This window comes from Synechococcus sp. PH41509 (assembly GCF_020514285.1).
GTDB lineage: Bacteria > Cyanobacteriota > Cyanobacteriia > PCC-6307 > Cyanobiaceae > Parasynechococcus.
In genome coordinates this window covers 221,129-245,636 of the sequence record NZ_VTLD01000026.1, presented here as the reverse complement: position 1 = coordinate 245,636, position 24,508 = coordinate 221,129, and the positions used below count along the sequence as shown (strand labels likewise).

Here is a 24,508-nt window from a genome sequence, read left to right as displayed (position 1 = left end):
GAATTGCTACGAAGTGTAAACCAACTTTAAGAAATATTCACTGATGCTTGCTTTTCGGCCGTTTTAACGACGGTTGATCCGGAGCTGGCACAGCTCTTCAAAGGCGGGTCTCAACAAGAAGGGGTATTCACCCACCCACATCTTCAAGCCAGGCAGCCAGGCATCGCTGAGAGCACCGATTTTTGAGAAATCCTTGCGCTCACTCAGCACCAGACAGCGGATCAGGCTGCCGCGGCGAATCGATTGATGTTTTTTGTCCATCGGAAAAGCCACACGACCGAGATAACCCTCCTCGTCCTCGAGTTCAAGAAGCATCCAGGTGCGTCGGTTCTCAACAAGTTCAAGCCGGCCGCGGCTATCGGCCTGTTCGTGGCGGTTCTCGATGCGCTCTCGGGTAATCACGTCTGCCACCTCTCCTTCGAAGAGGGCTGCCGCCGGATAGCGACGCAGGGTGGCATTGCGTTGACCTGCCTGCAGGATCGGTCCCCAGAGCACGTAAAGCAGAAACACCACGCCTGTCACCAGCCAGAAGGGGCCCCAGCGGCTGGACATCTGGCTCTGACTGATCAGCAGGGTGATCACCCCGCCGATGGCGGCGACCATCAGGCGTTGCAGCACCTCCCGCGGCTTGCCGAGGGAGAAGCGGAATTGGTTGCCGGTTGCAACGGCTGGAATCAGGCGTTGCAGTTCACCGGGACGGAGGGGAATGAGCATGGTGTCGCCCTCAGATCAGACGCTCGAGGCCATAAACAAGGCTGCTCAGGCTCCCCACTTTGCGCACCGTGAGCAGCACACCTGGCATGTAGGCAGAACGATCGATCGTGTCGTGACGGAGGGTGTAGGTCTCCCCGGGGGCGCCGAACATGACCTCCTGATGCGCCACTAGCCCCGGCAGGCGTACGGAGTGAAGCCGCAGGCCACTATCTCGTTGCCCGCCGCGGCAACCCGCCAGGGACTCGTGCTCCTCCACCTCGTCCGGATTGAACGTTTTGCCGAGTTCTTCCATCAGCTCAGCGGTTTTGATGCAAGTGCCGCTGGGTGCATCCGCCTTGCGGTTGTGATGCAACTCCGTCAGTTCTGCGTGGTCGTAAAACCGCGCCGCGGCTGCTGCCGCTTGCTGCAATAGCACCATGCCCACAGAAAAGTTGGGAATCACGGCTCCACCCACGGACGCTTTCGAGGAAAACTCGGTGAGGTCGTTGAGTTGCTCAGGGGATAACCCGGTTGTGCCGATCACGGGATGAACGCCATAGGCAATCGCTGCCCTGGTGTGCTCGTACACAACCGAGGGGTGGGTGAAGTCCACCAGGACGGCACCGCTGCCGCTGTTTCGTACCGACTGGCTCACAGCACAAAGACAACCTTCGAAATCGGCTGTGACGGCCACCTCCAGCTCGCCCAATCCCAATTCCAGCCCAACATCCACGCCTTCTTTGCCAGGAGTGTTGTCGATCGCTCCAGCCAGGCTGCAGTCCTGGGCTCCCACCACAGCCTTGATGACTTCGGCTCCCATGCGCCCCAGGGCGCCGGCGACAACGACGGGAATAGGAGCGGTCATGAAAGCGCAGCAGACGCTTCAAAGCCTATGGGGCGGCTCGTGTAACGGCCGATCCAAAATCCTCGCGCCCAAGGGGCGGTCACCGTAAGGTTCTTCACATTGCTCAAAGCGCTGATGTTCACACAGGTCCGCTCCGCCGATCGCCGCGTTGCTCCTGTGGAGGGTCAGAACCACAAATCCGTGATGAAGGCGGTTTATGTGGTGCTCGAGCCCCAGTATCAAAACGCCCTAACCCAGGCAGCTACTGCGCTTAACGCCTCTGGTGGTGATCTCGGAATCGAGCTGAGCGGCTACTTAATCGAGGAACTGCGAGACGAGGACAACTACGCCGGGTTCTGCGCAGACGTGGCCGAGGCGGATGTGTTTATCGCCTCGCTGATCTTCATCGAGGACCTGGCACAAAAGGTTGTTGATGCAGTGGCGCCTCACCGAGATCGCCTGAAAGCAGCGGTGGTCTTCCCGTCCATGCCCGAGGTGATGCGGCTCAACAAGCTGGGCAGCTTCTCCATGGCGCAGCTCGGTCAGAGCAAGAGCGCCATTGCTGGCTTCATGAAGAAGCGGAAGGAAGCCGGAGGCGCCGGTTTCCAAGACGCCATGCTCAAGCTGCTGAACACGCTGCCCACCGTTCTCAAGTACCTGCCGGTTGAAAAAGCGCAGGATGCCCGCAGCTTCATGCTGAGCTTTCAGTACTGGTTGGGGGGGACGCCCGACAACCTGCGCAATTTCTTGCTGATGCTGGCGGACAAGTATGTCTTTCCTGCAGCGGAAGGAGATGAACGTCCAGCGATGGAGGTGGCGGAGCCCGAGGTCTTCCCTGACCTTGGCATTTGGCACCCCCTTGCCCCTTCGATGTTTGAGGACCTCAAGGAGTATCTGAACTGGACGTCAAGTCGTACGGATCTCTCTGAGAAAGCCCTTAAGGGGCCCGTGATTGGTCTGGTGTTGCAGCGCAGCCACATCGTCACCGGTGACGATGCCCACTACGTCGCCATCATTCAGGAACTGGAGTTTCGCGGTGCGCGAGTCCTCCCGATCTTCTGCGGTGGTCTCGATTTCTCCAAGCCGGTCAACGCCTTCTTCTTCGACCCCCTGAATCCCGACCAGCCCTTGGTGGATGGGATCGTCTCCCTCACGGGCTTTGCACTGGTCGGAGGGCCTGCTCGCCAGGATCACCCGAAAGCCATTGAGTCACTGAAGAAGCTCAATCGTCCTTATATGGTCGCGCTTCCTCTTGTGTTCCAAACCACCCAGGAGTGGGAACAGAGCGACCTCGGCCTTCACCCTGTGCAGGTGGCCCTGCAAATCGCCATCCCTGAATTGGATGGCGCGATCGAGCCGATCGTTCTCTCCGGCCGAGACGATGCCACCGGCAAGGCGCATACCCTCCAAGATCGTGTTGATGCCATCGCTGAGCGCGCGATTCGTTGGTCATCGCTACGGATCAAGCCCCGCATCGATAAGAAGCTGGCGATCACGGTGTTCAGCTTCCCTCCCGACAAGGGCAATGTCGGAACGGCGGCCTATCTCGACGTCTTTGGTTCCATCCATCGGGTGATGCAGGAGATGAAGGCGAAGGGCTACGACGTGCAGGGCTTGCCTTCGACGCCTCGTGAGCTGCTTGAGGCAGTGATCAATGACGCCGATGCCATGCAGGGCTCGCCGGAGCTTTCCATTGCCCATCGGATGAGCGTTGAGGAGTACGAGCGCCTGACCCCTTACTCCGAGAGGCTTGAAGAGAACTGGGGAAAGCCTCCCGGCAATCTCAACAGCGATGGCCAAAATTTGCTGGTCTTCGGTCGCCACTTCGGCAATGTCTTTGTCGGCGTTCAGCCCACCTTCGGCTACGAAGGCGACCCCATGCGCTTGCTCTACTCCCGTAGTGCAAGCCCCCACCATGGTTTTGCTGCCTACTACACCTATCTGCAGAAGATCTGGAAGGCCGATGCGGTGCTCCACTTCGGCACCCATGGCTCCCTGGAGTTCATGCCCGGCAAGCAGATGGGCATGAGTGAAACCTGCTACCCCGATTCCTTGATCGGTGCCCTCCCCAACCTCTATTACTACGCCGCCAATAACCCCTCGGAAGCCACCATCGCCAAGCGTCGTGGCTACGCTTCGACCATCAGCTACCTCACCCCACCGGCTGAGAATGCAGGCCTCTACAGGGGACTGAAGGAGCTGGGTGAGCTTGTTGGTTCCTACCAACAGCTGCGTGAAGGTGGCCGCGGCGTTCAAATCGTCAACACCATCATTGAGACGGCGCGTCAGTGCAACCTCGATAAGGATGTCGACCTCCCCGAAGATGATGCCTCTTCCATCGATCTGGAAGGGCGCGATGCCTTGGTCGGTGCCGTCTACCGCCAGTTGATGGAGATCGAGAGCCGTCTGCTGCCCTGTGGTCTCCACACCATCGGTAAACCTCCCACTGCAGAGGAAGCCATTGCCACATTGGTGAACATTGCTGCTCTGGAGCGTGAGGAGGATGGACTTCGTTCGCTTCCCGGCCTCTTGGCTGAAGCGATAGGTCGTTCCATTGAGGATGTCTACAAAGGTAACGACGAGGGTGTGCTCGCCGATGTTGAGCTCAATCGCACAATCACAGAGACATCGCGAGCTGCGATCGGAGCCATGGTCCGTACGCTCACCGGTCGTGATGGCAGGGTCAGCTTGCGCAACAGCTTCGGCTGGTTCTACGACCTGCTGGCCAAGTTCGGCTTCAAGCTGCCCTCCCCCTGGCTGCGAGCCTGCTGCACCGCTGGCTTCGTTCAGATCGACGCCACCGAGCTCGACAAGCTCTTTGCCTACCTGCGCTTCTGTCTCGAGCAGGTGTGTGCCGACATGGAGATGGAGAGTCTGTTGAAGGCTCTCGATGGTGAATACATTCTTCCGGGTCCTGGTGGCGACCCGATTCGTAATCCTGGTGTGCTGCCCAGTGGCAAGAACATCCATGCTCTGGACCCACAGGCGATTCCTACCCGCGCTGCGGTCGCAGCAGCCAAGGGTGTTGTTGACAAGCTGATCGAGCGTCAGCGCGAGGAGCAGGGCACTTGGCCCGAGACCATCGCCTGTGTGCTTTGGGGAACTGACAACATCAAGACATACGGCGAATCCTTAGCTCAGATCCTCTGGTTCGTCGGTGTCAAGCCGATGCCGGATTCCGTGGGTCGGGTGAACAAACTCGAGCTGATTCCTCTGGAAGAACTCGGACGCCCCCGCGTTGATGTGGTGGTGAACTGCTCCGGTGTGTTCCGCGATTTGTTCATCAACCAGATGGCCCTGATCGATCAGGCCGTGAAAATGGCGGCTGAGGCCGATGAGCCCCTTGAACAGAACTTTGTGCGTAAGCACGCCCTAGAGCAGGCGGAGAAGGAAGGAACCAGTCTTCGAGATGCAGCCTGCCGGGTGTTTTCCAATGCCAGCGGCAGCTACAGCTCCAACGTGAATCTGGCTGTTGAAAACAGCACCTGGGAAGAGGAGGGCGAACTTCAGGAGATGTATCTCTCCCGTAAGACTTTTGCCTTCAATGCCGACAATCCTGGCGAGATGAACCAGAACCGGGAGGTGTTCGAGAACGTGATGAAGACAGCGGATGTCACTTTCCAGAACTTGGACTCTGCTGAAATCTCCCTCACCGATGTCAGCCATTACTTCGATTCCGACCCCACAAAATTGATTGCTGGGCTCCGTGACGACGGCAAAGCTCCCACCAGCTACATCGCGGATACCACCACGGCCAACGCCCAGGTTCGCTCCTTGAGCGAAACGATTCGATTGGATTCACGCACAAAGTTGCTGAACCCCAAGTGGTACGAGGGCATGCTTAATTCCGGATATGAGGGTGTGCGTGAGGTTTCAAAACGGCTCAACTTCACTCTGGGCTGGAGTGCCACCAGTGGCGCCGTCGACAATTTTGTCTACGAGGAAGCCAATGAAACCTTCATCAATGATCCAGAGATGCGCAAGCGTCTGCTGGAACTGAACCCCAATAGCTTCCGCCAAATTGTGGGTACGCTTCTTGAGGTGCATGGTCGGGGTTATTGGGAGACCTCAGACGAAAACATCGAGCAGTTGCAGGAGCTTTATCAAGAAGTGGAAGATCGAATTGAGGGCGTTGTAGTCGACTAGTATTTATTCTTTCTCGTCTACTCAAGTCAGCTCATAAATGTAATTCAATTTTTAGATTATGTGGGTTGCCTTTATGTGTTTTCAAAATGCTTTGAATAAGTTGGGTTTATTGATTAAGTCCAGCCTTTAATTCTAGATTTCGTTAAATAGTTAAAAGCCTTACCTATAAAGTTTGCATTGTTGTCAAGCTTTATTTTGGATGTCCAGCCTGGGCAGATGCATTTGTTGTTGGAATAAAGCCCGCCATCCTTGGCAACTGTCGTGAATAATATTTTTGAGGGCTTCAGTAGGTAAATATTCCTTTCCCATGCTTCATACATAGCGCGATGCTCTTTGCCGAACATTTCTTTTAATTTTTTGCGCTGTTTTGTGCTATTTGGTCGGTCTCTTTGCATTTTTTGTAGGTAATTGGTGTGGCAATCAGTGTAAATTGTATTGACAATGATATGATCAAATCTAGAAAAAAATTGATGCTTGAGAAAGCTAGATACCAATAAATCGCAAACTTTTGGATCCACTCTGTCTTCGTGGGGAGTGGGGAATTTGGTGACTAATTTAATTTTCCTTTTGTCTTTGTCGGATGCAGCAGTTTGCCCAAGAGCGTGGATTAAGAGCTTGAGGTCGACATGCATGAGGATAGTCTTCGGTGGGTCTTTCTCATCCCTTAAATTATTAATGTGCCTTCCTTCAAAGGTTGATCCGTTTCTAAGTGCTTCCTTGTATTTGTCGAATTCTTGATGGGGGTAGCCGCTCCTTGTTTTTTTGAAATCCTCATGGAATTCTTTCCCGTAGAGCTTTACGTCAAGAGCGTGGGAATGTTTGACGATGGTTGATTTCCCTGCCCCAGAACAGCCCGCGATGATGAAGCAGGTTTTTAAATCTTTTGCGTTTTGTCCTTTCTTCTTTACGCTTTTCTGCTCAATCGATTCAGATATTTGCATCTAGCGGCCTATATCTAAGCCTAACCTTAGCTTAATTTCCTCTTAATGTCTAGTTTGGAGCGGTTCTCCTCTTTCGCTTGCTCCTCAGGTCTTCACTTGTGTGTGTTGATTGTGAGTGGTCAGTTTTTATGGGTCTTCAGTTTTGCGTTGTGCCGAAATGACCACGCTCAGCACTTTCGCTGATCTCTGACGTACTGAAATTCACTCCCGCCCATCGCTCGTAGTCATGCAGGGAGCGTTGCTCTCCAAGCCAGTAGTCGTGGATGTCAGTAACGTCACTGGCCGTCGGTCTGAGTTGCTGAGGAGCGCGATCAAGGCTTTGCAGGAGCGTGTGCACCCGCACCAAGGATTTCCGGTTCAGCTCAAACCAGTTGTCGTGATCGCTCCAATGGTTTGCTGATTGCTCGACCTGTGTGGCTTCCGTCTTGTAGAGATGGAAAAGCAGCAGACGATTCGGCGCGTAAATATTGAAGCCTGAGGTCCACAGCCGTGCCGACATGGCCACTTCCTCCCCATAGAAATAGAGCCCTGGGTCGTAGGGCACTCCGCTGGCGATCGACCCAGGCCCGAAAAGGAATCCTCCGGCGATAAAGGCCCCGGGGATTGGACGCTCAGGCTGTTGTTCTGGCAATCGGAAACGACTGATGCCTGGAACCTGAGAATGCCGTTGTCGTCAAAGCCGTCGGCTCCCATGACCGGCAGTGTTGACGTCTGTAGGAAGCACGGTTGCTGGAAGCCATTGGGGTAAACACTCAGAACTGCGCCTGGATCGCTGCATTCCGCCCAGGTCTTCAGAAGCAGCTCATCCCAGCGCTCCACAGCGCGCATGTGACTGTCGATCTGGAGTAGGAAATCTTCCCCGCCGTAAAAACTCTGAGCCTGTCGTCGCGCCCAGCAGGCTCCCAGGCTGTCAGAGGCACGAAACGAGCAGACGCTGATCTGAGGATGATCTGGAAACGCATTGGTTCCCCAATGGTTCGGATCGTTATCGCCAAGTTGCAGGCAGATGCCGAAGCGCAGGCGTTCTGGCTGGGCTGCCCTCTCGATCAGGTTGTGAAGTGTGGCTGGAAGATCTGGGTCTCGGTAAGCCGCGATCTGCACGAAAATCGTGGCTGTCACCAGAGTGCGGCAGCCATGCGTAGTGTCTGGCTGATCGGCCCCACATCGTGAACCCTCAGCACGGCTGCACCGGCCTGAGCGCAGCGGCAGGCAACCGCAGCGGTTCCCCAGAGCCGCGCCTTCGGTCTCGGTTCGTCGAGCACGGCACCAATGAAGCGTTTGCGTGAAGGGCCGATCAGCACAGGTCGAGGCCCCCGGGTCAGTTGTTCCAGATCCCGCAGCAGCTGCAGGTTCTGCTCGTGAGTCTTGGCGAAACCGAGGCCTGGGTCCCAGATGATCTGGCTTTCTTGGACGCCCGCGTTGATGGCGGCCTCACTGCGCTCCACTAACGCCCCTTTCACATCCGCTACGACATCGGAGTAGTTCGTGAGTTGATCCATGCTTTGACTGTTGCCTCGGCTGTGCATCAGAACCACTGGACACCGGGCATCGGCGACCACACGGAGCAGATCGGGGTCTCGCCTGCCACCACTCACATCATTGATCCAGTTCGCACCGGCCTCCAGCGTTTTGGCCGCCACCGGTGCCAGAAACGTGTCGATCGAGATGAGCGCCTCGGGACAGTGCTCCCGGATGCTTCTCAGTGCTGGTAGCAGCCGGCGCAACTCCTCTTCGGCTCCGACCTCCTCTGCTCCAGGTCGGGTGCTCTGGGCGCCCAGATCCAACACGTCGGCCCCGTTGTTCAGTTGCCGCTGGGCTTCAGAGAGGGCACGTTCGCTTGCAAGGAAACGTCCTCCATCACTGAAGGAGTCGGGGGTGATGTTGATCACCCCCATCACCGTCGTGCGTTGGCGCCAGCCCTGGGGCCAGACCCCTGATTCAAGCGGTTTGGTAATTCGCAATGCGAGCAAAGCTTTCGGGTTCCAGGGAAGCGCCCCCCACAAGCACCCCATCGATATCGCTCATGCCCATCAACTGATCAATGTTGGTGGGTTTGACGGACCCTCCGTACTGGATTACGAGATCAGGGGAGCCGACCCAACTCCGGATGAGACCGCAAATGCGGTTTGCTTCTTCGGCTTCGCAGGTTTTGCCTGTTCCGATCGCCCAGATCGGTTCGTAGGCCACGACTAACTTCTCGGCGTCGAGTCCCTCCAGACCCTGCTCGATTTGGCGTCGAATCACCCGTTCGGCTTCGCCGCGTTCGCGTTGCTCATCACTTTCACCGACACAAACGATCGGAATTAAACCGTTCGACTGGGATGACCTGGCTCGGTGGTTGATTTGCTCGTCGCTTTCACTGAAATACTTTCTCGGTTCGCTGTGGCCCACGATCGTGTGGGTGACCCCATGCTCCTTGAGCATTGCAGGGGAGATCTCGCCAGTAAAAGCTCCTTGTCCTTCCCAGTGCACGTTCTGGCTGGAGAGACAAAGGCGGGAGCCTTGGCTGAGATCCGCCATTGTGGACAGAGCCGTGAAGGGTGGTGCCAAGACCAGGTCGCGGTCGTCAGGGGTGTCAGCGATCAACGGCAGGAAGGCCGCCATGAACTCCCGCGACTGGGCACACGTCATGTGCATTTTCCAGTTGCCAGCGATCACCGGTCTTCGCACGCCTTGCTTCCCCATGGAATGGCAGCCAACTTACGGCCCGGCCGCGTTTTCGCTCCCCACAACGGACTCCTCCCCAGCAAGCACAACCCGATCTCCCGGGGAAAGTTGGCGTCCTCGCCGGGTTTCAACGCTTCCATTGACTTCCACCTCACCCATCTGAATGCGTTGTTTCGCTTCACCACCTGTGGACACCCAACCCTTCCATTTCAGGAACTGATCCAGCTTCATCGGAGAGAGTTTTAAGCCCACCATTGATACTGTGCCGCGATGCTGACACCATCCCAGGCCGGTTTCCGCCGACTGCTGCCGCTACTCCGCCCCCACCTGCGGGAACTGCTTTGGGGGGGCAGCTGCATGGTTGTCTACGTCGGTAGTTTTCCGCTGTTAGTGCAGCTGGCAGGAGATCTGTTTCCCGCATTGGGGTCGGGTGATCTCGCCCGAGTGCTTCAGCTGATTGGCCTGGCGTTGCTGATCTTTGCTGTTCAGAAAATCGCTCAGTTCGGCCAGGACTCTCTGCTGGCCGGTCCTGCTCTTCTGGTGAGCCAGGGGTTACGTCGGGATCTGTTCCGTCGCTTGCAGACCGTTGAGCTTGGTGCGCTTGAGAAGCTCTCGGCCGGTGATCTCACCTACCGCTTTACGGAAGACGCTGATCGCGTCAGTGAAGTCCTCTACAAGACCATCCACGACACAGTCCCAAGCGTGCTGCAGCTCTTCGCGGTGCTGGGGATGATGCTCTGGCTCGACTGGAAGCTGACGCTGGCTATCTTGATGCTTGCGCCTGTGATCGTCTGGCTCATCAGCCTGTTTGGTGCTCGCGTGATGGCAGCCACCGAACGCAGTCAGCAAAAGGTGAGCGAATTGGCAGGTTTGCTGGGTGAGGCGATTGAGGGCTTGCCTTTGGTGCGTGCTTTCGCGGCTGAGCCCTGGCTTCAGGACCGTTTCGAGACGGAGATTGACCAGCACCGGCAGGCTCGTCACCGCACCTACAGCCTTGTGGCTCTCCAGCATCCGGTGGTCGGCATCATCGAGGTGGTGGGCCTGTTTGCGGTGTTGGCGCTCGGCGCCTGGCGAATCCAGACCGGTGACCTGAGCATTGCCGGGCTGAGCAGTTATTTGACGGGACTGATCGTGCTGATCGATCCCATTGCGCACGTCACCAACAACTTCAACGAATTCCAGCAGGGACAGGCGTCGCTGCGACGTCTGCGTCAGATCGAAAGAGAACCTCAAGAGGCCGCTGATCCAGCGGAGGCGCAATCCATCGGTACTCTCAAGGGCGATCTGGTCTTTGACCAGGTGAGCTTTGGCTATGACCCTGCCGAGCCGGTACTGCAACAGCTGGATCTATGGGTCGATGCGGGCCAGGTGTTGGCCATCGTTGGGCCCTCAGGTGCTGGGAAAAGCACCCTGCTTTCGCTCTTGCTGCGTTTCAACACGGTGCAACAGGGCCAGATTCGTCTCGATGGCACCGACATCAGCCTGATGCGCGCCCGTGAGCTGCGTCAGCAGGTGGCCCTGGTTCCCCAGAGAACGACCGTGTTCTCTGGAACGATTGCGGAAGCCATCCGGTTTGGACGTCGCGCGACGGATGACGAGGTTCGTCATGCCGCGCGTTTGGCCAATGCAGATGAGTTCATCCGTGCCTTGCCTTGTGGTTACGACACCCAGTTGGAAGAAAGGGGAACCAACGTTTCTGGTGGACAACTGCAGAGAATCGCCATTGCTCGGGCGGTCTTAGGAAATCCAGCGCTGTTGCTCCTTGATGAGGCCACCAGTGCTCTCGATGCTGAGGCGGAAGCTGCAGTTCAACTCGGTCTTAAGCAGGCGATGAAAGGACGAACGGTGTTGGTCATCGCCCATCGTCTGGCAACGGTGCAGGAGGCGGATCGAATTGTGGTTCTTGAGAAAGGTGCTGTTGTTGATCGCGGAACCCACGATGAGCTGATGCAGCGTGGTGGGCGTTACCGAGAGTTGTGCGAACGGCAATTCATTCGAGATCGGCAGACGTCCTGAATCCCTCTACGATCTGGCCGCCGGTTCCACGCAATCCCGGCGATGAACGATGACTGACTCTGCAGCCAACAACCCTGTCCTGACGTTTGAGGGCAAGCGCTACGACCTAAATACACTTCCTGATGAGCTCAAGGAGCTTGTGCGTGGCATGCAGGTTGCCGATGCTCAGCTGCGGATGCATGAAGACACCCTCAAGGTTCTGGCTGTAGGACGTCAGAGCCTCGCCACGCAGCTGAATGACAAGCTTCAGTCAGTCACCCCGCTGCCTGATGGTCAGGGCTGATTGCCTGCCAATAAAAAAGGGAGCTAGGAGCCCCCTTTTTGGATAAATACTTACGGCATCAGTCGCTGAACTTGTAAGCCTTGGTGAGTTTGAACACTGTTCCCGAGAGGAGCAGAAGGGCAACAAGGTTGGGGAGGGCCATCAGCCCGTTCAGCGTGTCGGCGATCGACCAGATCACGCCACGGTCACCGGCCACAGCGCCGATTACAACAACAGCCACCCAAACCAGACGGAATGGCATCACGGCAGACTCACCGAACAAGTACGTGGTGCAGCGTTCGCCGTAGAAGCTCCAGCCCAGAATGGTGGTGAAGGCAAAGACCACCAACCCCAGGGTGACCACCACGCCACTGCCGGAGATTCCGGTGTTGAAGGCAGCGATGGAGAGGTCTGCGCCGCTTAGTTTTTCGCCAGCTGCATCGAGGATCAGATTGGCTTTGGTGGTGATGATCACCAGAGCGGTCATCGTGCAGATGATCAGGGTGTCGATGAAGGTGCCCAGCATGGCCACCGTGCCCTGTCGAACGGGGTCATCAGTTCTTGCGGCAGCATGAGCGATCGGCGCGCTGCCGAGGCCTGCTTCATTGGAGAAGATGCCCCGTTTGAAACCCATCAGCACCACCTGACCAAGAGCACCACCGGCAGCTGCTTTGCCGGAGAAGGCGTTGGAGAAAATCGTGGCGAAGGCTTCAGGTACGCCCCCCAGATTGAGAAGCAGCACCAATAAGCATGCCGCTACGTAGAGGATCGACATCAGGGGAACGATGGCTGAAGCCGCTTGGGCGATGCGCTTGATGCCTCCGATCACAACAGCAAAAACAAGTGCTGCCAGAACGATTCCGGTGACCAGCTTCGGAATGCCGATCAGGCTCAAGGCAGACGAAACTTCAAAGGCCTGAACCCCATTGCCGATGCCAAACCCAGCCAACATGCCGAAGAGAGCAAACAGGCCCGCCATCCAGCTCCAGCCGCTGCCGAGCCCATTGCGGATGTAATACATCGGGCCACCGACATGGTTGCCTTCACCATCGGTTTCACGGAATTGAACCGCGAGCACCGCTTCGGCGTATTTGGTTGCGATACCGAAGATCGCAATGATCCACATCCAGAAGACGGCGCCAGGCCCGCCAACGGCGATCGCCCCTGCAACACCGGCGATGTTCCCTGTGCCGATCGTGGCCGACAAGGATGTCATCAGCGCCTGAAAGGGTGTGATTTCCCCTTCGGTTTGTGATGCAGCAGGCCGGAGCATCATCGAGATGCCATATCCCAGCCTTTGCAGCGGCATAAACCGCAACCCCACCATCAAGAGAATGCCCGTCGCGGCAATCAAAATGACGGTGGGCCATCCCCAAACGACACTGTTGATCGGGCCATTGATGGCCTGAATGGTCGACTCGACTCCGCCCATGCCTTTCAACAAGTTTGGGCGGATGGTCTCATAGCCGGCTGCTACGGGCAATCAACTCAGAGTGATTCGAGATCTTCAAAGCGGAAGGTCTGGCGTCCGGCTGGGGTGTCGCCGTGGGCTTCGGTGGTCACGACCCGCTCGGTCAGCACCCAGGGACCATCCCCGGGAAGAGGAGCGAAGGTGTCCTTGAAGCTGCTGCGGCCGCCCCGGGCTTCTCCCGTTGCGGGGTCGGCGTATTGACTTGTGTAGGTATGGCTGAGGTATCCCGAGCCCGTGTGGGTGACATCGGTGGTGAAGATCGTCACGACGGTGCCGTGGATGTGTCGGTGAACCATGGTCACCACGTCATCTTTGATGCGGTATTTGTCACCTGCCCCCTTGCCGCCGATCAGAACTTCGGTTCCCACCTCGTTGGTGTCACCGGCCGTGAAGGTGTTCTCCCCGTGGGTCTGATCGAAGCTGCGACGAACGCGATGGATCGCCACCTCCCAAAGCTGTGAATTCACCGCCTTCAGGATGTCTTCGTTCTCAATTCCCTCAACCTTGGCCTTCAGATCAGCGCCGATTTCGAACTGGCCTTCGACCCGTTGATCGTCCTGCTGCCAGATGCAGCGTCCGTGATAGCCGGAAAAACCAGGGGCCCAGGTGTAGCGGTTCTCGTAAGCGCGACGAAAAACATCACGCAGGTCGCATCCAGGCTTGACGGGAACGGAGGCTGTCACAGCAGTGAGGTGGCTTCTGCAACCCTACCGGTGGTTTAACGCTGCATGGCGTGGACGTCTTGCAGTGCATGGATGCTGAGCCTTGGCTGTTGCTGGAGCGCGGAGATTGCTTCCACCGCAGCCCGTGCGCCTGCGAGGGTTGTCACGGTTGGTACGGCGTAATCAAGCGCTGCCCGGCGTAGATATTTGTCGTCATGGGCTGCTTGACGGCCAATCGGTGTGTTGATCACCAGCTGGACCTGATTGGAGCGGATCTGGTCCTCGATATTGGGTCGACCCTCGTGCACCTTGAGCACGGATTGCACTTTCAGTCCAGCGTTGGCGAGCGCTTGAGCGGTTCCTGAGGTTGCTGTCACATCAAACCCGAGTTCGATGAGCCGAGCGGCGATGGGCACCAACGCTTGCTTGTCGCGGTCGTGGGTGGAGAGAAACACTGTTCCTTGGGTGGGCAGCGCTTCACCCGCGCCGAGTTCGGCTTTGGCGTAGGCCATTCCGAAGCTGTCGGCACATCCCATGACCTCCCCAGTGGAGCGCATTTCTGGCCCCAGCACCGTGTCCGCTCCAGGGAATCGCCTGAAGGGAAGCACGGCCTCCTTGATCGCCTGCAGCGGCGGATTCGGTTCGCGGGTCAAGCCAATGTCGCTGAGGGTTTCGCCCGCCATCAGACGGGTCGCCAGTCGTGCCAGAGGTTGTCCTGTGGCTTTGGCGACGAAGGGGACCGTCCTGGAGGCGCGGGGGTTGGCTTCGATGATGTAGACGACTTCCGAACTGTCGGTATTGCGCTGGACGGCGAACTGGAGGTTGATCAGTCCACGAACCTCCAGGGATTGCGCCAAGGAGCGACTCCAGTCGCGAATGGTGTTCAGCGCCGCTTCACCAAGGGAGACCGATGGCAAACAGCAGGCTGAATCACCGGAATGGATCCCAGCCGGTTCGATGTGCTCCATCAGACCCCCGACAATGACGGCGCCGTTGTGATCGCAGAGGGCGTCAACGTCTACTTCAACGGCATTTTCCAGGTATTGGTCAATCAGAACCGGATGGTCGGGCTCCACCTGAACGGCCTCGCGCATGTACCGGTTGAGTTCTTCTTCGTCGAAGACCACCTCCATGGCACGTCCACCTAAGACGTAGGACGGCCGAACGACGACTGGATAGCCCACTCTGGAGGCCACGGCCCGCGCTTCCTCCTCACTGCGCGCCAGGCCATTGCGCGGTTGCCGGATGTTCAGATCGCGGAGGATGGCTTCGAACTGCTCGCGGTCTTCGGCGCGGTCGATCGATTCAGGGGAGGTGCCCCAGATGCTGGTGCCTGTCGCGCGTCCCTCCTCACTCTCGAGCCAGCGCAGCAGGGGAATGGCAAGTTTCAGGGGGGTTTGTCCACCGAATTGCACCACCACTCCATCGGGACGTTCCGCTTCGATCACATTGAGAACGTCCTCCAACGTGAGTGGTTCGAAGTAAAGGCTGTCACTGGTGTCGTAGTCGGTGGACACCGTTTCGGGATTGCTGTTCACCATCACTGTGGTGATCCCTTGCTCCTGCCCGGCAAAGGAGGCATGACAGCAGCAGTAGTCGAATTCGATGCCCTGCCCGATCCTGTTGGGACCTCCGCCCAGGATCATCATCTTTCGCCCGTCCTGGCGACGTGTCACTTCAGTAGAGGCTGGAAGGGGCTTGAGGGGCCCATCCGCCTGCAGGGTCTGTAGCGGACGCTCATAGGTCGAGTAGTGGTAAGGAGTGGATGAGGCGAACTCCGCAGCGCAGGTGTCGACGGTTTTGAAGATGGCGCGAACATCGAGCTGATGACGTCTCTGACGCACCAACAATTCATCGCTGTTGGTCTGCCAGGCGATCTGTCGGTCTGAAAAACCCAGCTGCTTGGCTTCAAACAGGCTCTCGGCATCGAGCTGTTCGAGGCTTTTGCCCTTGATGAGCCTTGTTTCCGCCTCGATGATCCGCCGCAGTTTTGCCAGGAACCACGGGTCAATCTTGCTGATTCGATGAATCTCTTCATCGCTGCGTCCGCGCACCATCGCCGTTCGTACGCTGAGGATGCGCTCTGGTGAGGGGGTCCTCAGCCGACGATCGAGCTCACCGTCGCTGTGGTTCGGTTCCTCCCGGTCGCCTCCCCAGCCCGAGAGCCCTGTCTCCAAGGAACGCATGGCTTTCTGGAACGACTCTTCGAAACAGCGGCCGATGGCCATGGCTTCGCCCACCGACTTCATCGACGTGGTGAGTACCGCCGGACTGCCCCGGAATTTTTCGAAGGCGAAGCGCGGGATTTTGGTGACGACGTAATCGATCGTCGGCTCGAAGCAGGCTGGCGTCTTGCCGGTGATGTCGTTGAGGATTTCGTCGAGGGTGTAGCCAACGGCGAGACGTGCGGCGATCTTCGCGATCGGGAAGCCGGTGGCCTTACTCGCCAAAGCAGAGGATCGACTCACCCTGGGATTCATTTCGATCACTACAACGTCGCCGTTGTCCGGGTTGATGGCGAACTGGATGTTGCTGCCGCCTGTGGCAACACCGATCTCGCGAATGATGGCGATCGATTGGTCGCGCAGCCGCTGGTATTCACGATCCGTGAGGGTTTGGGCCGGGGCCACCGTGATCGAATCCCCTGTATGAACCCCCATCGGGTCCAGGTTTTCGATGCTGCAGACGATCACCACGTTGTCCGCCAGATCACGCATCACCTCGAGCTCGAATTCCTTCCAGCCCAGAAGCGATTGTTCGATCAAGATTTGGGAGACCGGACTCGCCTCAAGCCCGCTTTTGCAGATCGCTGCGTATTCCTCCGGGTTGTAGGCAATTCCCCCGCCACTTCCGCCAAGGGTGAAGGCAGGCCGGATGATCCGGGGGAAACTGCCGATCGCGGCCCCAACGGCTTCGGCTTCCTCCTGAGATGAGGCAATCCCTGATGGGCAGACCTTCACACCGATGCGCTCCATGGCCTGCTTGAACAGCAGACGGTCCTCCGCCTTTTGGATCGCCTTGAGGTCGGCACCGATTAATTCGACGCCGAAGCGCTCCAAGGTGCCGTTTTCAGCCAGGGTGACTGCCAGGTTCAGAGCGGTCTGACCGCCCATGGTGGGGAGAAGAGCATCCGGTCGCTCCTGCTCGATCACCCGGGTGACGATGTCCGGCGTGAGCGGTTCGATGTAGGTGCGATCCGCCATCTCCGGGTCGGTCATGATCGACGCCGGATTGGAATTGATCAGAATGACCTCATATCCCTCGGCTCTGAGGGCTTTGCAGGCCTGGGTTCCGGAGTAGTCGAACTCGCAGGCCTGGCCGATCACAATCGGACCTGACCCCACCAGGAGAATGCGACTCAGGTCAGACCGCCTGGGCATGGGAAATCGTCCTAGGCCAAACAGTTCAAGCCTCTCACGCGGCCAAGACCTGAGCCCCGAGCTTGGCCTCGCTACGGTGATGGAATATCAGCACCAGATTTGCGATGAGTGAGCTCCAGCGCCTGAAGGGGGTGCTGCCACCGGAAATGCAGAGCTGGGTGTTTGTGGAATCAGCTGCTGCAGTTGATCCTCCATTGATCACCCTTGAAGAGATCGGTCGGGATGAAGTGGAGATCCAGGTGGATCTCGACGAATGGGACTCCCTCGCGTTGGACCACCGAAATTTGCTGTTCTGGCACGAGGTTGGTCGCATTCAGAACGACACCATTCCCAGGGATGGTTGGGAGATGGCCGCCCTGGCCATCGGCCTCGGCGGTGCCATCGGTGAATTGTGGGTTCAGGACGGCCTGCTGCTGCTGATGGCCCTTGGCCTTTCGGGCTTCGCGGGATACAGGCTCTACTTGAAGAACAACTCGGAAAAGCGTCTTCAGGACGCCATTAGTGCCGATGAGCGTGCGATTGATCTGGCCTGCCGGTTTGGTTACAGCGTTCCGAATGCCTATCGGAGTCTGGGGGGAGCACTGAAAGAGTTGGTCGAAAAGACCCGCAAGAAGAGTCGCCGCAGCTACTACGAGGACCGTCTGGAAGCCCTGCGGAAGAGCGCCAGCAAGGCCAGAGCTGAAATGGCTCAGCAAGAGGGCTCGCGCAGCTCAGTCACCAGCGAGAATGTCTATGGATAGTCAAAAGCTTGCCGAGCTGGTCGCCGACGCTTGCGATGACCGCAAGGCCACCGACATCCGTCTGATTCGCGTTGATGAGGTCTCCAGCCTGGCCGATTGGATGGTGATCGCCGGTGGGCAATCCGACGTCCAGGTTCGTGCCATTGCACGGTCTGTTGAAGACCGGCTGGAGGATGAGGCAGATCTCTTGCCCTTGCGTAAGGAAGGTCTCAATGAAGGGCGCTGGGCTCTTCTGGATTACGGCGATGTCATCGTTCACGTGCTGATGCCCGATGAGCGCGGCTACTACGACCTTGAGGCTTTCTGGAGTCACGGTGAAAGTAGAACCTTCTTACCGTCAGCTCAATAGCCGCTTTTCCCATGCCAGAAGCGGTGTCCTGCCCCGTTCCTCCTGAGCAGCGGCCTCTTGAGGAGTTTCAGCAGCTCTGCGAGTCGTGGTTTTTTTCTTGGCCGGCAGGCCAGGATCCTCGTTTGATGCAACGCCTTGCAGGCAGCTGGCTGTTGATGCTGCCGGTGTGCAGTTTGATCGCCAGTGGCAGTTGGACCCTCAAGCAGGATCCGCCCAGGCTCGTGGCTGCAGCAGCAGTTGCTGCTCTCGTTCTGCCTTTGCTGCTCCTTGTGCGCCAATGGTTGGGATGGACCTATGTCATGCAGCGTCTGCTGCGTGAATCCGTCGACTACGAGGAATCCGGCTGGTACGACGGGCAGACCTGGGAAAAACCCTTGTCATGGCGAGAACGAGATTTGCTTGTAGCTCGCCATGAGGTTCGACCAATCCTTGGGCGTTTAGGCCGCGCAATGGCCACCTCGGCCGGTTTGATGCTTGCTGGTGCCAGTCTCTGTCAGGCTCTTTGAACCACTCGGGGTGACCGATGACTTTGCCCTCGGGCTTCAGCCCTGCAGCCCGGTCCGGGTCAGCGCCCCTTGAGGTTTGTCTTCGGCGGGGATCGATCACGGAGTCGGTCCATCGTGTCCATGCGGTGGTCTGCGATGGACGTGGTCGGGTGCTGATGTCGGCTGGAAATCCCGGCTTGGAAAGTTTCATGCGCTCGGCGCTCAAGCCGTTTCAGGCTCTGCCCTTTCTCAGCAGTGGTACCGCCGGCCAGATGGATGTCGATGACCGGGGAATCGCCATCAGTTGTGCGTCCCATGCAGGCACCAATGCCCATGCGCGGGAAGCCTTCCGGTTGCTGTGGAAAGCGGAGTTGGACAGTGCTTCACTTCAATGTCCGGTTCCGGACGGTGCTGACAGTCCGCTTCAGCACAATTGTTCCGGCAAACACGCTGCTTTTCTGGCCACCAGTCGGAAGATGGGATGGCCGCTCGAGTCGTATCTGCAGAACGACCATCCGCTGCAGGTTGAAGTGAACCGTCGGGTTGCTGAACTGATTGGCCTGCCTGCCGAGGAATTGGTTGCAGAACGGGATGATTGCGGCGCTCCGACCTTGGTGCTGCAGTTGGCCCAGATGGCCGTTCTGTATGCCCATCTCGGGGCCTCACAGCATGCTGAATTTGAACAGATCAGTCGAGCCATGCTGAGTCATCCCGACTTGGTGGCAGGCGAGGGGCGTTTCGATACTGAGCTGATGCGCCGCAGCCATGGACAGGTACTGAGCAAAAGTGGAGCGGAGGGCATTCAATGTCTGAGCCGCATTGGTGAAGGCCTTGGGGTAGCCATCAAGGTTGAAGACGGCTCCCGTCGTGCCAAGCAGGCGGTTGCATTGCATGTGTTGCGTCAACTGGAGTGGCTCACACCCATGGGGCTCGACGAGCTGGACGAGCAGGTACTGGTCGTGAACCCGAGCGTCAAGCTCACCGTGAATGGTGCTTTGCACACCTGAGCTCTGCAGTGATGCGTGACACCGACATGTATGATTTTCAGGTCGCCGCGGGGTAGAGCAGTCTGGTAGCTCGTCGGGCTCATAACCCGAAGGTCGGGAGTTCAAATCTCCCCCCCGCCACCAACTCTGATTGAATGAAAGATCTCCCTCAGGGGAGATCTTTTTTTGTCTGTGGTCGTTCCATGAGCAGTCGCTCTATGAACTGCGATGGCCCCTGGGACGCCATCGTCGTTGGCTCGGGAGCGAGTGGAGGTGTGGCAGCCATGACGCTGGCTGAGGGCGGCGCCCGGGTGCTGGTGGTGGAGGCTGGCCCTGACCTCACCAGCACGGAGGCCTTCGGGTCTGAGCCGGGCAATCTGTTGCGGCGGATCGTGGGACTGACCAGCGGCAGTCATCGCCGTCAGTCCCAGCATCCTGGCTACTGGAAAGCAAACCCTCGGCTGTATGCCGACGAGAGAATCCACCCTTACGACCACCCGACGGACCAGCCTTTTCTCTGGACGCGAGGTTTGCAGGTTGGCGGTCGCAGCCTGACCTGGGGTGGCATCACTCTGCGTCTATCCGATGAGGATCTGGCCGGTGTCAACGTTGACGGCGAACAGGTTGGTTGGCCCCTTCGTTGCCGTGACCTGATGCCGCATTACGCCGAACTGGAGCGCTGGCTCGGCGTTCATGGTGGGCGCGATGGTTTGGATCATCTGCCGGATGGAGACACGCAACCGGCTCTGGCGGCGACGCCTGCAGAACAGCGCTTTGCCGAGGTTGTGCGGCATCGGTTGGGTTACCCCGTGATTCAGTCAAGGGGGTTTGGTCCATGGCTACAGGAGAAGAACGCACCTTGGCCTCGCTCGAGCAGTCGCGGTAGCAGCCTTCCTCGTGCCATGGCCACAGGACGCACACAGCTGCTGTCTGAGCATCTGGTGGAGCGTCTACTGGTGGATACAGGAGGCGACAAAGCCACTGGTGTGGTTGCCGTTGATCAAACCAATGGCAACAGAAAGGAGTTGAAGGCGGATCTCGTGGTCTTGGCTGCTTCGACGATTCAGACCGTTTCCATCCTTCTGCGTTCCCGTCGTGGAGAGCAGAGCAACGGTTTTGACGACCCTTCAGGACGTCTCGGTACACGCCTGATGGATCACGTCTCTACGTCGCAGTTTTTTGCTTTCCCCGAGCAAGTCCATGCAGCGCAGCCACCTCTCACGGGGGCCGGAAGTTTCTTTGTGCCCTTTGGGCGGCACCTGCCATCTGCTGAATTTCAGGGCGGCTATGGACTCTGGGGAGGTATTGGGCGGTTTGACCCACCTCGATGGTTGAGGCGTCGCCCGTCCTGCGTCACCGGTTTCCTCATTGGCCATGGTGAAGTCCTCCCCAGAGTTGAGAACAAAGTGACGCTGAGTGAGCGCAGGGATCGCTGGGACGTGCGTGTTCCCTTGATTTCGTGTCGTTGGAGTCGCAATGAGCTGGCGATGGTGACGCACATGCGCGCTTCCATTAAGGCCTGCATCGACGCTGCCGGAGGCGAGGCTCGGCCGATTAAGGACCTTTTCCATCTCCCCTTCGTTGAGCCGTTCTTGGACGGGGCGGTTGCTCTGTCTGACGGCGCAGCACCACCGGGCTATTACATCCATGAGGTTGGAGGCGCTGGGATGGGCTCGAACGAGACAAGCAGCGTTATCGATTCTTTCAACCGGCTCTGGCGCGTCCCCAATGTGCTGGTGGTGGACGGAGCCAGTTGGCCCTCCTCGGCCTGGCAGAGCCCAACGCTCACCATGATGGCCCTGAGCCGTCGGGCGTGTCTGCTGGCCCTTAGTGGTCGGGGCGGATAAACAAATCGTCGAGATAGCGCTCGGTCACGGCGCGATCGTCACTGCCGTTCTGAAACAGAAAGTGGGCAAGGGCGGAACTCATGACGCGGTATTGATCCCAGGTGGGGTTCTCACCGATGAAATCCTTCATGCCTCGATAGAGCACCTCGGGAATTTCAGTCTCAAGGCTCACGTAGTTGGCTTTTGCAGATGTTTCGCGTTCCGTTGTCCCCATCTCATGGCATCGCTCGAGATGATTTCGATCCATGTTGTCTAGCTCGCCCATGTCCAACGCCACTAAGAAAGCCACACAACCGCCATTTGCGTCAAAGCCGTCTCCATTTGCTGAATTACGAATGAGACAAGATGAGACAGCAGTCTGAGACTGGGGCTTGACGCATGAAGGGCGACGAAGGTGGCTTGGCCTAGGGGGTTGGAGCGGACTGTCAACCCGATGGCGCGCTTCCCGTGGAAATTCACAGGTTGACCGTCACGCCCGGCAAGCCGCCTTCAGCCTGTGGAAAAGAGCTGTGTTTCCTGTGGAGAAAGCGGGCGAACCCCTGCAAAGGATGTTCGATAAGCAAATCTGATCTTTGCTCCGTCGCTCCTGTCGCTTTCAAGAACCGTGTCATTGGTGACCGAGGAACGGTTTTCCTTAAGGGTTATGGACTCAATCTTTAGGGGCGTCGCTGGTGCGCTTCAGCGTGGTGGGCCCCAAGGGGTGATCGGCATGGGGATAAGGGGGGTGATGGTGGTCATGACTGTGATCTGCCCCATGGCTGTGGTCTGCCCCATGGCTGTGGTCATGGGCAATCGGTAGGCCGTCGGGTTGGCAAGCCCCTGTGCACTCCAGTTCGCAGAGCGTGCAGCTTTCCGCGAGTCCTTCCACGTGGTGGTGGTGGCTTTCCTGCGCACGCCCAACGTCCTGTTCGAAGCCCAGCACCTGGGCTCTGTACTTGCAGAGCGAGCAGTTCATGGCAGTGTCGCCTCGCAACACTTCCTCGACCCGCTCTTTAAAGGTGTCCACCACCAGTGTGTGGTCGCCCAGATACCCCGCCGAGAGAAATTCCACCTTCGGGTGGTCCGCTTCCACCAGAGCGGTGTGTTGGCGGATTCGGCTCACCAAAACCCCTGAAAAGAGGAAGTAGGGCACCACCACCACACGTTTGAAACCCAGCTTCACCGCATGGCGAAGCCCTGGTTCCACCAGCGGGAAGGTCACGCCCGAATACACCGTTTCTCCCCAGCCGAAGCCAAACCCTTCCACCAGTAGGCGCGTCACCTTGGCCACGTTGGAGTTGGCGTCTGGATCGGATGAACCTCGACCCACCACCACCAGGAGGGTTTCTGTCAGCGGAACGGTGCTCGTGGCGGCGTCGAGGCATTCCTGAACCCGCGCTCCGGCAGCCGATACCATCAGGCGATCCACGCCCAGCTCACGGCCGTAATCGATCGGCAGACCAGTTTCGGCGGTGTAGGTGTTGAGAACGGAGGGGATGTCGTTCTTGGCATGCCCCGCGGCGAAAAGCATGGCTGGAATGGCCAGCACCCTGGTGACGCCCTGTTGCCGAAGCGACTCAAGGCCATCCCGAAGGATGGGACGGGCAAATTCGAGATAACCGTGCTCGACAGGCATCGGAGCGAGCCGTGGTCGCAGGGCCTCCACCATCTGCGCGAACTCTTCAACGGCCAATCGGTTTCGGCTGCCATGGCCGCAGATCAGAACGCCAAGTTGCTCCTTGCTGCTTTCCGCGTGCTGTTCGGCCAAAAGGTCGCTCTGCTGTTCCAATGGATTGACGATATCGGTCGCATCGCGATGGATTCAGACCGTCCCGTTTTCATCAATGCGCAGGCGGCTGATGCAAGGTGCTCCGGCCTGGTGTCTCCGCGGCCGGAAACCTTGAGTGATTGCATTCGGGATTGGAGTGGTCCGCGGCCATTACGACTCTGTGGGGGTGGCACCACATCTCGCGCCGCCGCCGACGACAACTGGACGGTGGATGTTCAAACCCACTTCAAACGTCTTGACTGGGAGCCTGCCGATCAGACGGTGTTGATCGGTGCAGGGTGCCGAATGGGAGAGGTGCTCGATGCGTTGCTTCCCTACGGCCGCACAATCGCTGCCGGTTTGTCGGGGCTGCCCGGGCTTGGGTATGTGCTCACCGGCGGCATGGGGCCGTTGAGTCGACAAGTTGGGCTCGCTGTCGATCAATTGCTGGAAATTCATGGGGTGTGGGGTGATGGCACCCCCTTTTCGCTGTCACGAGCAGCTGATAGTGGCTCCTTGGAGTGGCGCGGCCTTTGTGGAGCAGCACCTTTTCTGGGTGTGGTGAGCGAGGTGCGCATGATCACCCAGCCAGTTCAGTCGCTGTGGGTGGAGCAGTGTTCGGTTCCTCCGGATCAACTCCCTGAACTCATGCTCCAGGCGGAAGCATCGGACTCCAGCGCCAGCCTGCAATGGCATTGGGAGAGCGCCGACGCGGTGCAGTCGCTCTGGGTTGGTCATGCTGCATGGGCAGGAGCGAAGCGGATCGAGGGGTTGCATCAGCTCCCATCGTTGAGAGGACCAGCCCCGCTGCCTCCCCGTTGTCATTCGGAGGTCGTTGGTTTGTTGGGCCCAGCTGCTGCTGAGGCCTGGGGACATTTGATGCCGGAGCTACGCCATCTGCTGCAGCACCGTCCGCATCCGGGGTGCAATCTGGCCTGTCAGCAGCTTGGTGTGGTGACAAAAAAGGTTCCAGTCACGGCCACCTCGTTTGTCCACCGCGACGCCGAGTGGAAACCTTGGATCACGGCGGCATGGACGCCAGGGGATGCCGATGGCAAATGCCGCAGCCTCGCTTGGCTGGAAGCGGTTTGGCAGATCCTCCAACCGGTCTGCCCTGGAGTGCATCTGGCGCAGTTGCATGACCACTTGCCGTTTCATCAAAGGGAGTTGGAGGCAGCGTTTGGACCGTGGTTGCTGGAGTTGCGAAAGCTGAAACAACGCTTGGATCCGGCAGGCATCCTGCCGGCGCTCTGATTTACGGTCGCCCCTAAC

General features: G+C 58.3%; 21 protein-coding genes, 1 tRNA gene and 1 pseudogene. 10 read left to right on the top strand and 13 right to left on the bottom strand.

The genetic code is table 11. From position 1 onward, the window contains the following. Positions 1-63: 63 nt before the first annotated feature. Positions 64-714, bottom strand: coding sequence for a hypothetical protein (locus tag FZZ88_RS11125; RefSeq protein WP_166017201.1), 651 nt, complete (start codon positions 712-714; stop codon positions 64-66). Positions 715-724: 10 nt separating this feature from the next. Beyond that, positions 725-1,558, bottom strand: a complete 834-nt coding sequence (gene dapB, locus FZZ88_RS11120; protein ID WP_166017200.1) for a 4-hydroxy-tetrahydrodipicolinate reductase — start codon at positions 1,556-1,558, stop codon at positions 725-727. 114 nt (positions 1,559-1,672) lie between these two features. On the opposite strand from dapB, the gene FZZ88_RS11115 reads away from it, so the two are divergent. After that, positions 1,673-5,683: a magnesium chelatase subunit H gene (locus FZZ88_RS11115; RefSeq protein WP_166017199.1), complete on the top strand. Its 4,011-nt coding sequence runs from the start codon at positions 1,673-1,675 to the stop codon at positions 5,681-5,683. A 113-nt stretch (positions 5,684-5,796) separates the two neighbouring features. Here the strand turns inward: FZZ88_RS11115 and FZZ88_RS11110 are convergent, their stop codons facing one another. The 6 genes and pseudogenes from FZZ88_RS11110 to FZZ88_RS11090 all read right to left on the bottom strand — a co-directional run bounded on the left by FZZ88_RS11110 (position 5,797) and on the right by FZZ88_RS11090 (position 9,522). Next, a complete protein-coding gene (locus FZZ88_RS11110) occupies positions 5,797-6,624 on the bottom strand; it encodes a hypothetical protein (protein WP_166017198.1) in 828 nt (275 codons plus the stop codon). Positions 6,625-6,760: 136 nt separating this feature from the next. Continuing rightward, entirely contained in the window at positions 6,761-7,255 is a 495-nt protein-coding gene (locus FZZ88_RS12205) for a UDP-N-acetylglucosamine-transferase (protein WP_255453069.1), read from the bottom strand. A gap of 77 nt (positions 7,256-7,332) precedes the next feature. Next, positions 7,333-7,725, bottom strand: a pseudogene (locus FZZ88_RS12200) (GlcNAc-transferase family protein); the annotation flags it as partial. Positions 7,726-7,739: 14 nt separating this feature from the next. Then, positions 7,740-8,585, bottom strand: coding sequence for a dihydropteroate synthase (gene folP / locus FZZ88_RS11100; protein WP_226423681.1), 846 nt, complete (start codon positions 8,583-8,585; stop codon positions 7,740-7,742). Next, the gene (tpiA, locus tag FZZ88_RS11095; RefSeq protein ID WP_166017363.1) at positions 8,563-9,294 is read right to left on the bottom strand and encodes a triose-phosphate isomerase; all 732 of its coding nucleotides are present in this window, start codon (positions 9,292-9,294) and stop codon (positions 8,563-8,565) included. Before tpiA ends, folP begins: the two co-directional genes overlap by 23 nt. Before the next feature lie 30 nt (positions 9,295-9,324). Next, positions 9,325-9,522: an RNA-binding S4 domain-containing protein gene (locus FZZ88_RS11090; protein ID WP_206339142.1), complete on the bottom strand. Its 198-nt coding sequence runs from the start codon at positions 9,520-9,522 to the stop codon at positions 9,325-9,327. Positions 9,523-9,561: 39 nt separating this feature from the next. Here FZZ88_RS11090 and FZZ88_RS11085 point away from each other — a divergent pair, with 39 nt between their 5' ends. Both FZZ88_RS11085 and FZZ88_RS11080 read left to right on the top strand, forming a co-directional pair. Next, entirely contained in the window at positions 9,562-11,307 is a 1,746-nt protein-coding gene (locus tag FZZ88_RS11085) for an ABC transporter ATP-binding protein (protein ID WP_166017196.1), read from the top strand. A 49-nt stretch (positions 11,308-11,356) separates the two neighbouring features. After that, positions 11,357-11,590 (top strand): DUF6447 family protein, encoded by a 234-nt coding sequence (locus tag FZZ88_RS11080; protein WP_115093491.1) that lies wholly within the window; start codon positions 11,357-11,359, stop codon positions 11,588-11,590. Between the two features lie 58 nt (positions 11,591-11,648). Here FZZ88_RS11080 and FZZ88_RS11075 read toward each other — a convergent pair whose 3' ends face one another. Genes FZZ88_RS11075 through carB form a run of 3 tightly spaced genes read right to left on the bottom strand, consistent with a single transcriptional unit; the run spans position 11,649 to position 17,082 of the window. Beyond that, positions 11,649-13,001, bottom strand: coding sequence for a sodium:alanine symporter family protein (locus FZZ88_RS11075; protein WP_115025206.1), 1,353 nt, complete (start codon positions 12,999-13,001; stop codon positions 11,649-11,651). Positions 13,002-13,057: 56 nt separating this feature from the next. Further along, positions 13,058-13,723, bottom strand: a complete 666-nt coding sequence (locus FZZ88_RS11070; protein WP_166017195.1) for a DUF3386 domain-containing protein — start codon at positions 13,721-13,723, stop codon at positions 13,058-13,060. A gap of 35 nt (positions 13,724-13,758) precedes the next feature. Beyond that, positions 13,759-17,082, bottom strand: coding sequence for a carbamoyl-phosphate synthase large subunit (gene carB / locus FZZ88_RS11065; protein ID WP_166017194.1), 3,324 nt, complete (start codon positions 17,080-17,082; stop codon positions 13,759-13,761). 104 nt (positions 17,083-17,186) lie between these two features. Between carB and FZZ88_RS11060 the strand changes: the two genes are divergently transcribed. From FZZ88_RS11060 to FZZ88_RS11035, 6 genes are all read left to right on the top strand, one after another. Then, positions 17,187-17,822, top strand: coding sequence for a DUF3318 domain-containing protein (locus FZZ88_RS11060; RefSeq protein ID WP_115025203.1), 636 nt, complete (start codon positions 17,187-17,189; stop codon positions 17,820-17,822). Continuing rightward, the gene (rsfS, locus tag FZZ88_RS11055) at positions 17,815-18,171 is read left to right on the top strand and encodes a ribosome silencing factor (protein ID WP_166017193.1); all 357 of its coding nucleotides are present in this window, start codon (positions 17,815-17,817) and stop codon (positions 18,169-18,171) included. Before FZZ88_RS11060 ends, rsfS begins: the two co-directional genes overlap by 8 nt. 11 nt (positions 18,172-18,182) lie before the next feature. Further along, positions 18,183-18,677: a CGLD27 family protein gene (locus FZZ88_RS11050; protein ID WP_166017192.1), complete on the top strand. Its 495-nt coding sequence runs from the start codon at positions 18,183-18,185 to the stop codon at positions 18,675-18,677. 17 nt (positions 18,678-18,694) lie between these two features. Continuing rightward, a complete protein-coding gene (locus FZZ88_RS11045; RefSeq protein WP_166017191.1) occupies positions 18,695-19,663 on the top strand; it encodes an asparaginase in 969 nt (322 codons plus the stop codon). Positions 19,664-19,709: 46 nt separating this feature from the next. Beyond that, positions 19,710-19,786, top strand: a tRNA-Met gene (locus FZZ88_RS11040). Between the two features lie 59 nt (positions 19,787-19,845). Further along, complete coding sequence (locus FZZ88_RS11035; RefSeq protein ID WP_166017190.1) at positions 19,846-21,489, top strand: GMC oxidoreductase; 1,644 nt, start codon at positions 19,846-19,848, stop codon at positions 21,487-21,489. Here FZZ88_RS11035 and FZZ88_RS11030 read toward each other — a convergent pair. Together FZZ88_RS11030 and FZZ88_RS11025 are read right to left on the bottom strand one after the other, a co-directional pair. Continuing rightward, positions 21,470-21,736: a DUF2811 domain-containing protein gene (locus FZZ88_RS11030; RefSeq protein ID WP_166017189.1), complete on the bottom strand. Its 267-nt coding sequence runs from the start codon at positions 21,734-21,736 to the stop codon at positions 21,470-21,472. The genes FZZ88_RS11035 and FZZ88_RS11030 overlap by 20 nt on opposite strands. 402 nt (positions 21,737-22,138) lie before the next feature. Next, on the bottom strand, positions 22,139-23,236 hold the full coding sequence (locus FZZ88_RS11025; RefSeq protein WP_166017188.1) for a sirohydrochlorin chelatase: 1,098 nt from the start codon (positions 23,234-23,236) through the stop codon (positions 22,139-22,141). Here FZZ88_RS11025 and FZZ88_RS11020 point away from each other — a divergent pair. Further along, positions 23,177-24,490 (top strand): FAD-binding oxidoreductase, encoded by a 1,314-nt coding sequence (locus tag FZZ88_RS11020; protein WP_226423680.1) that lies wholly within the window; start codon positions 23,177-23,179, stop codon positions 24,488-24,490. The genes FZZ88_RS11025 and FZZ88_RS11020 overlap by 60 nt on opposite strands. Positions 24,491-24,508 lie beyond the last annotated feature (18 nt).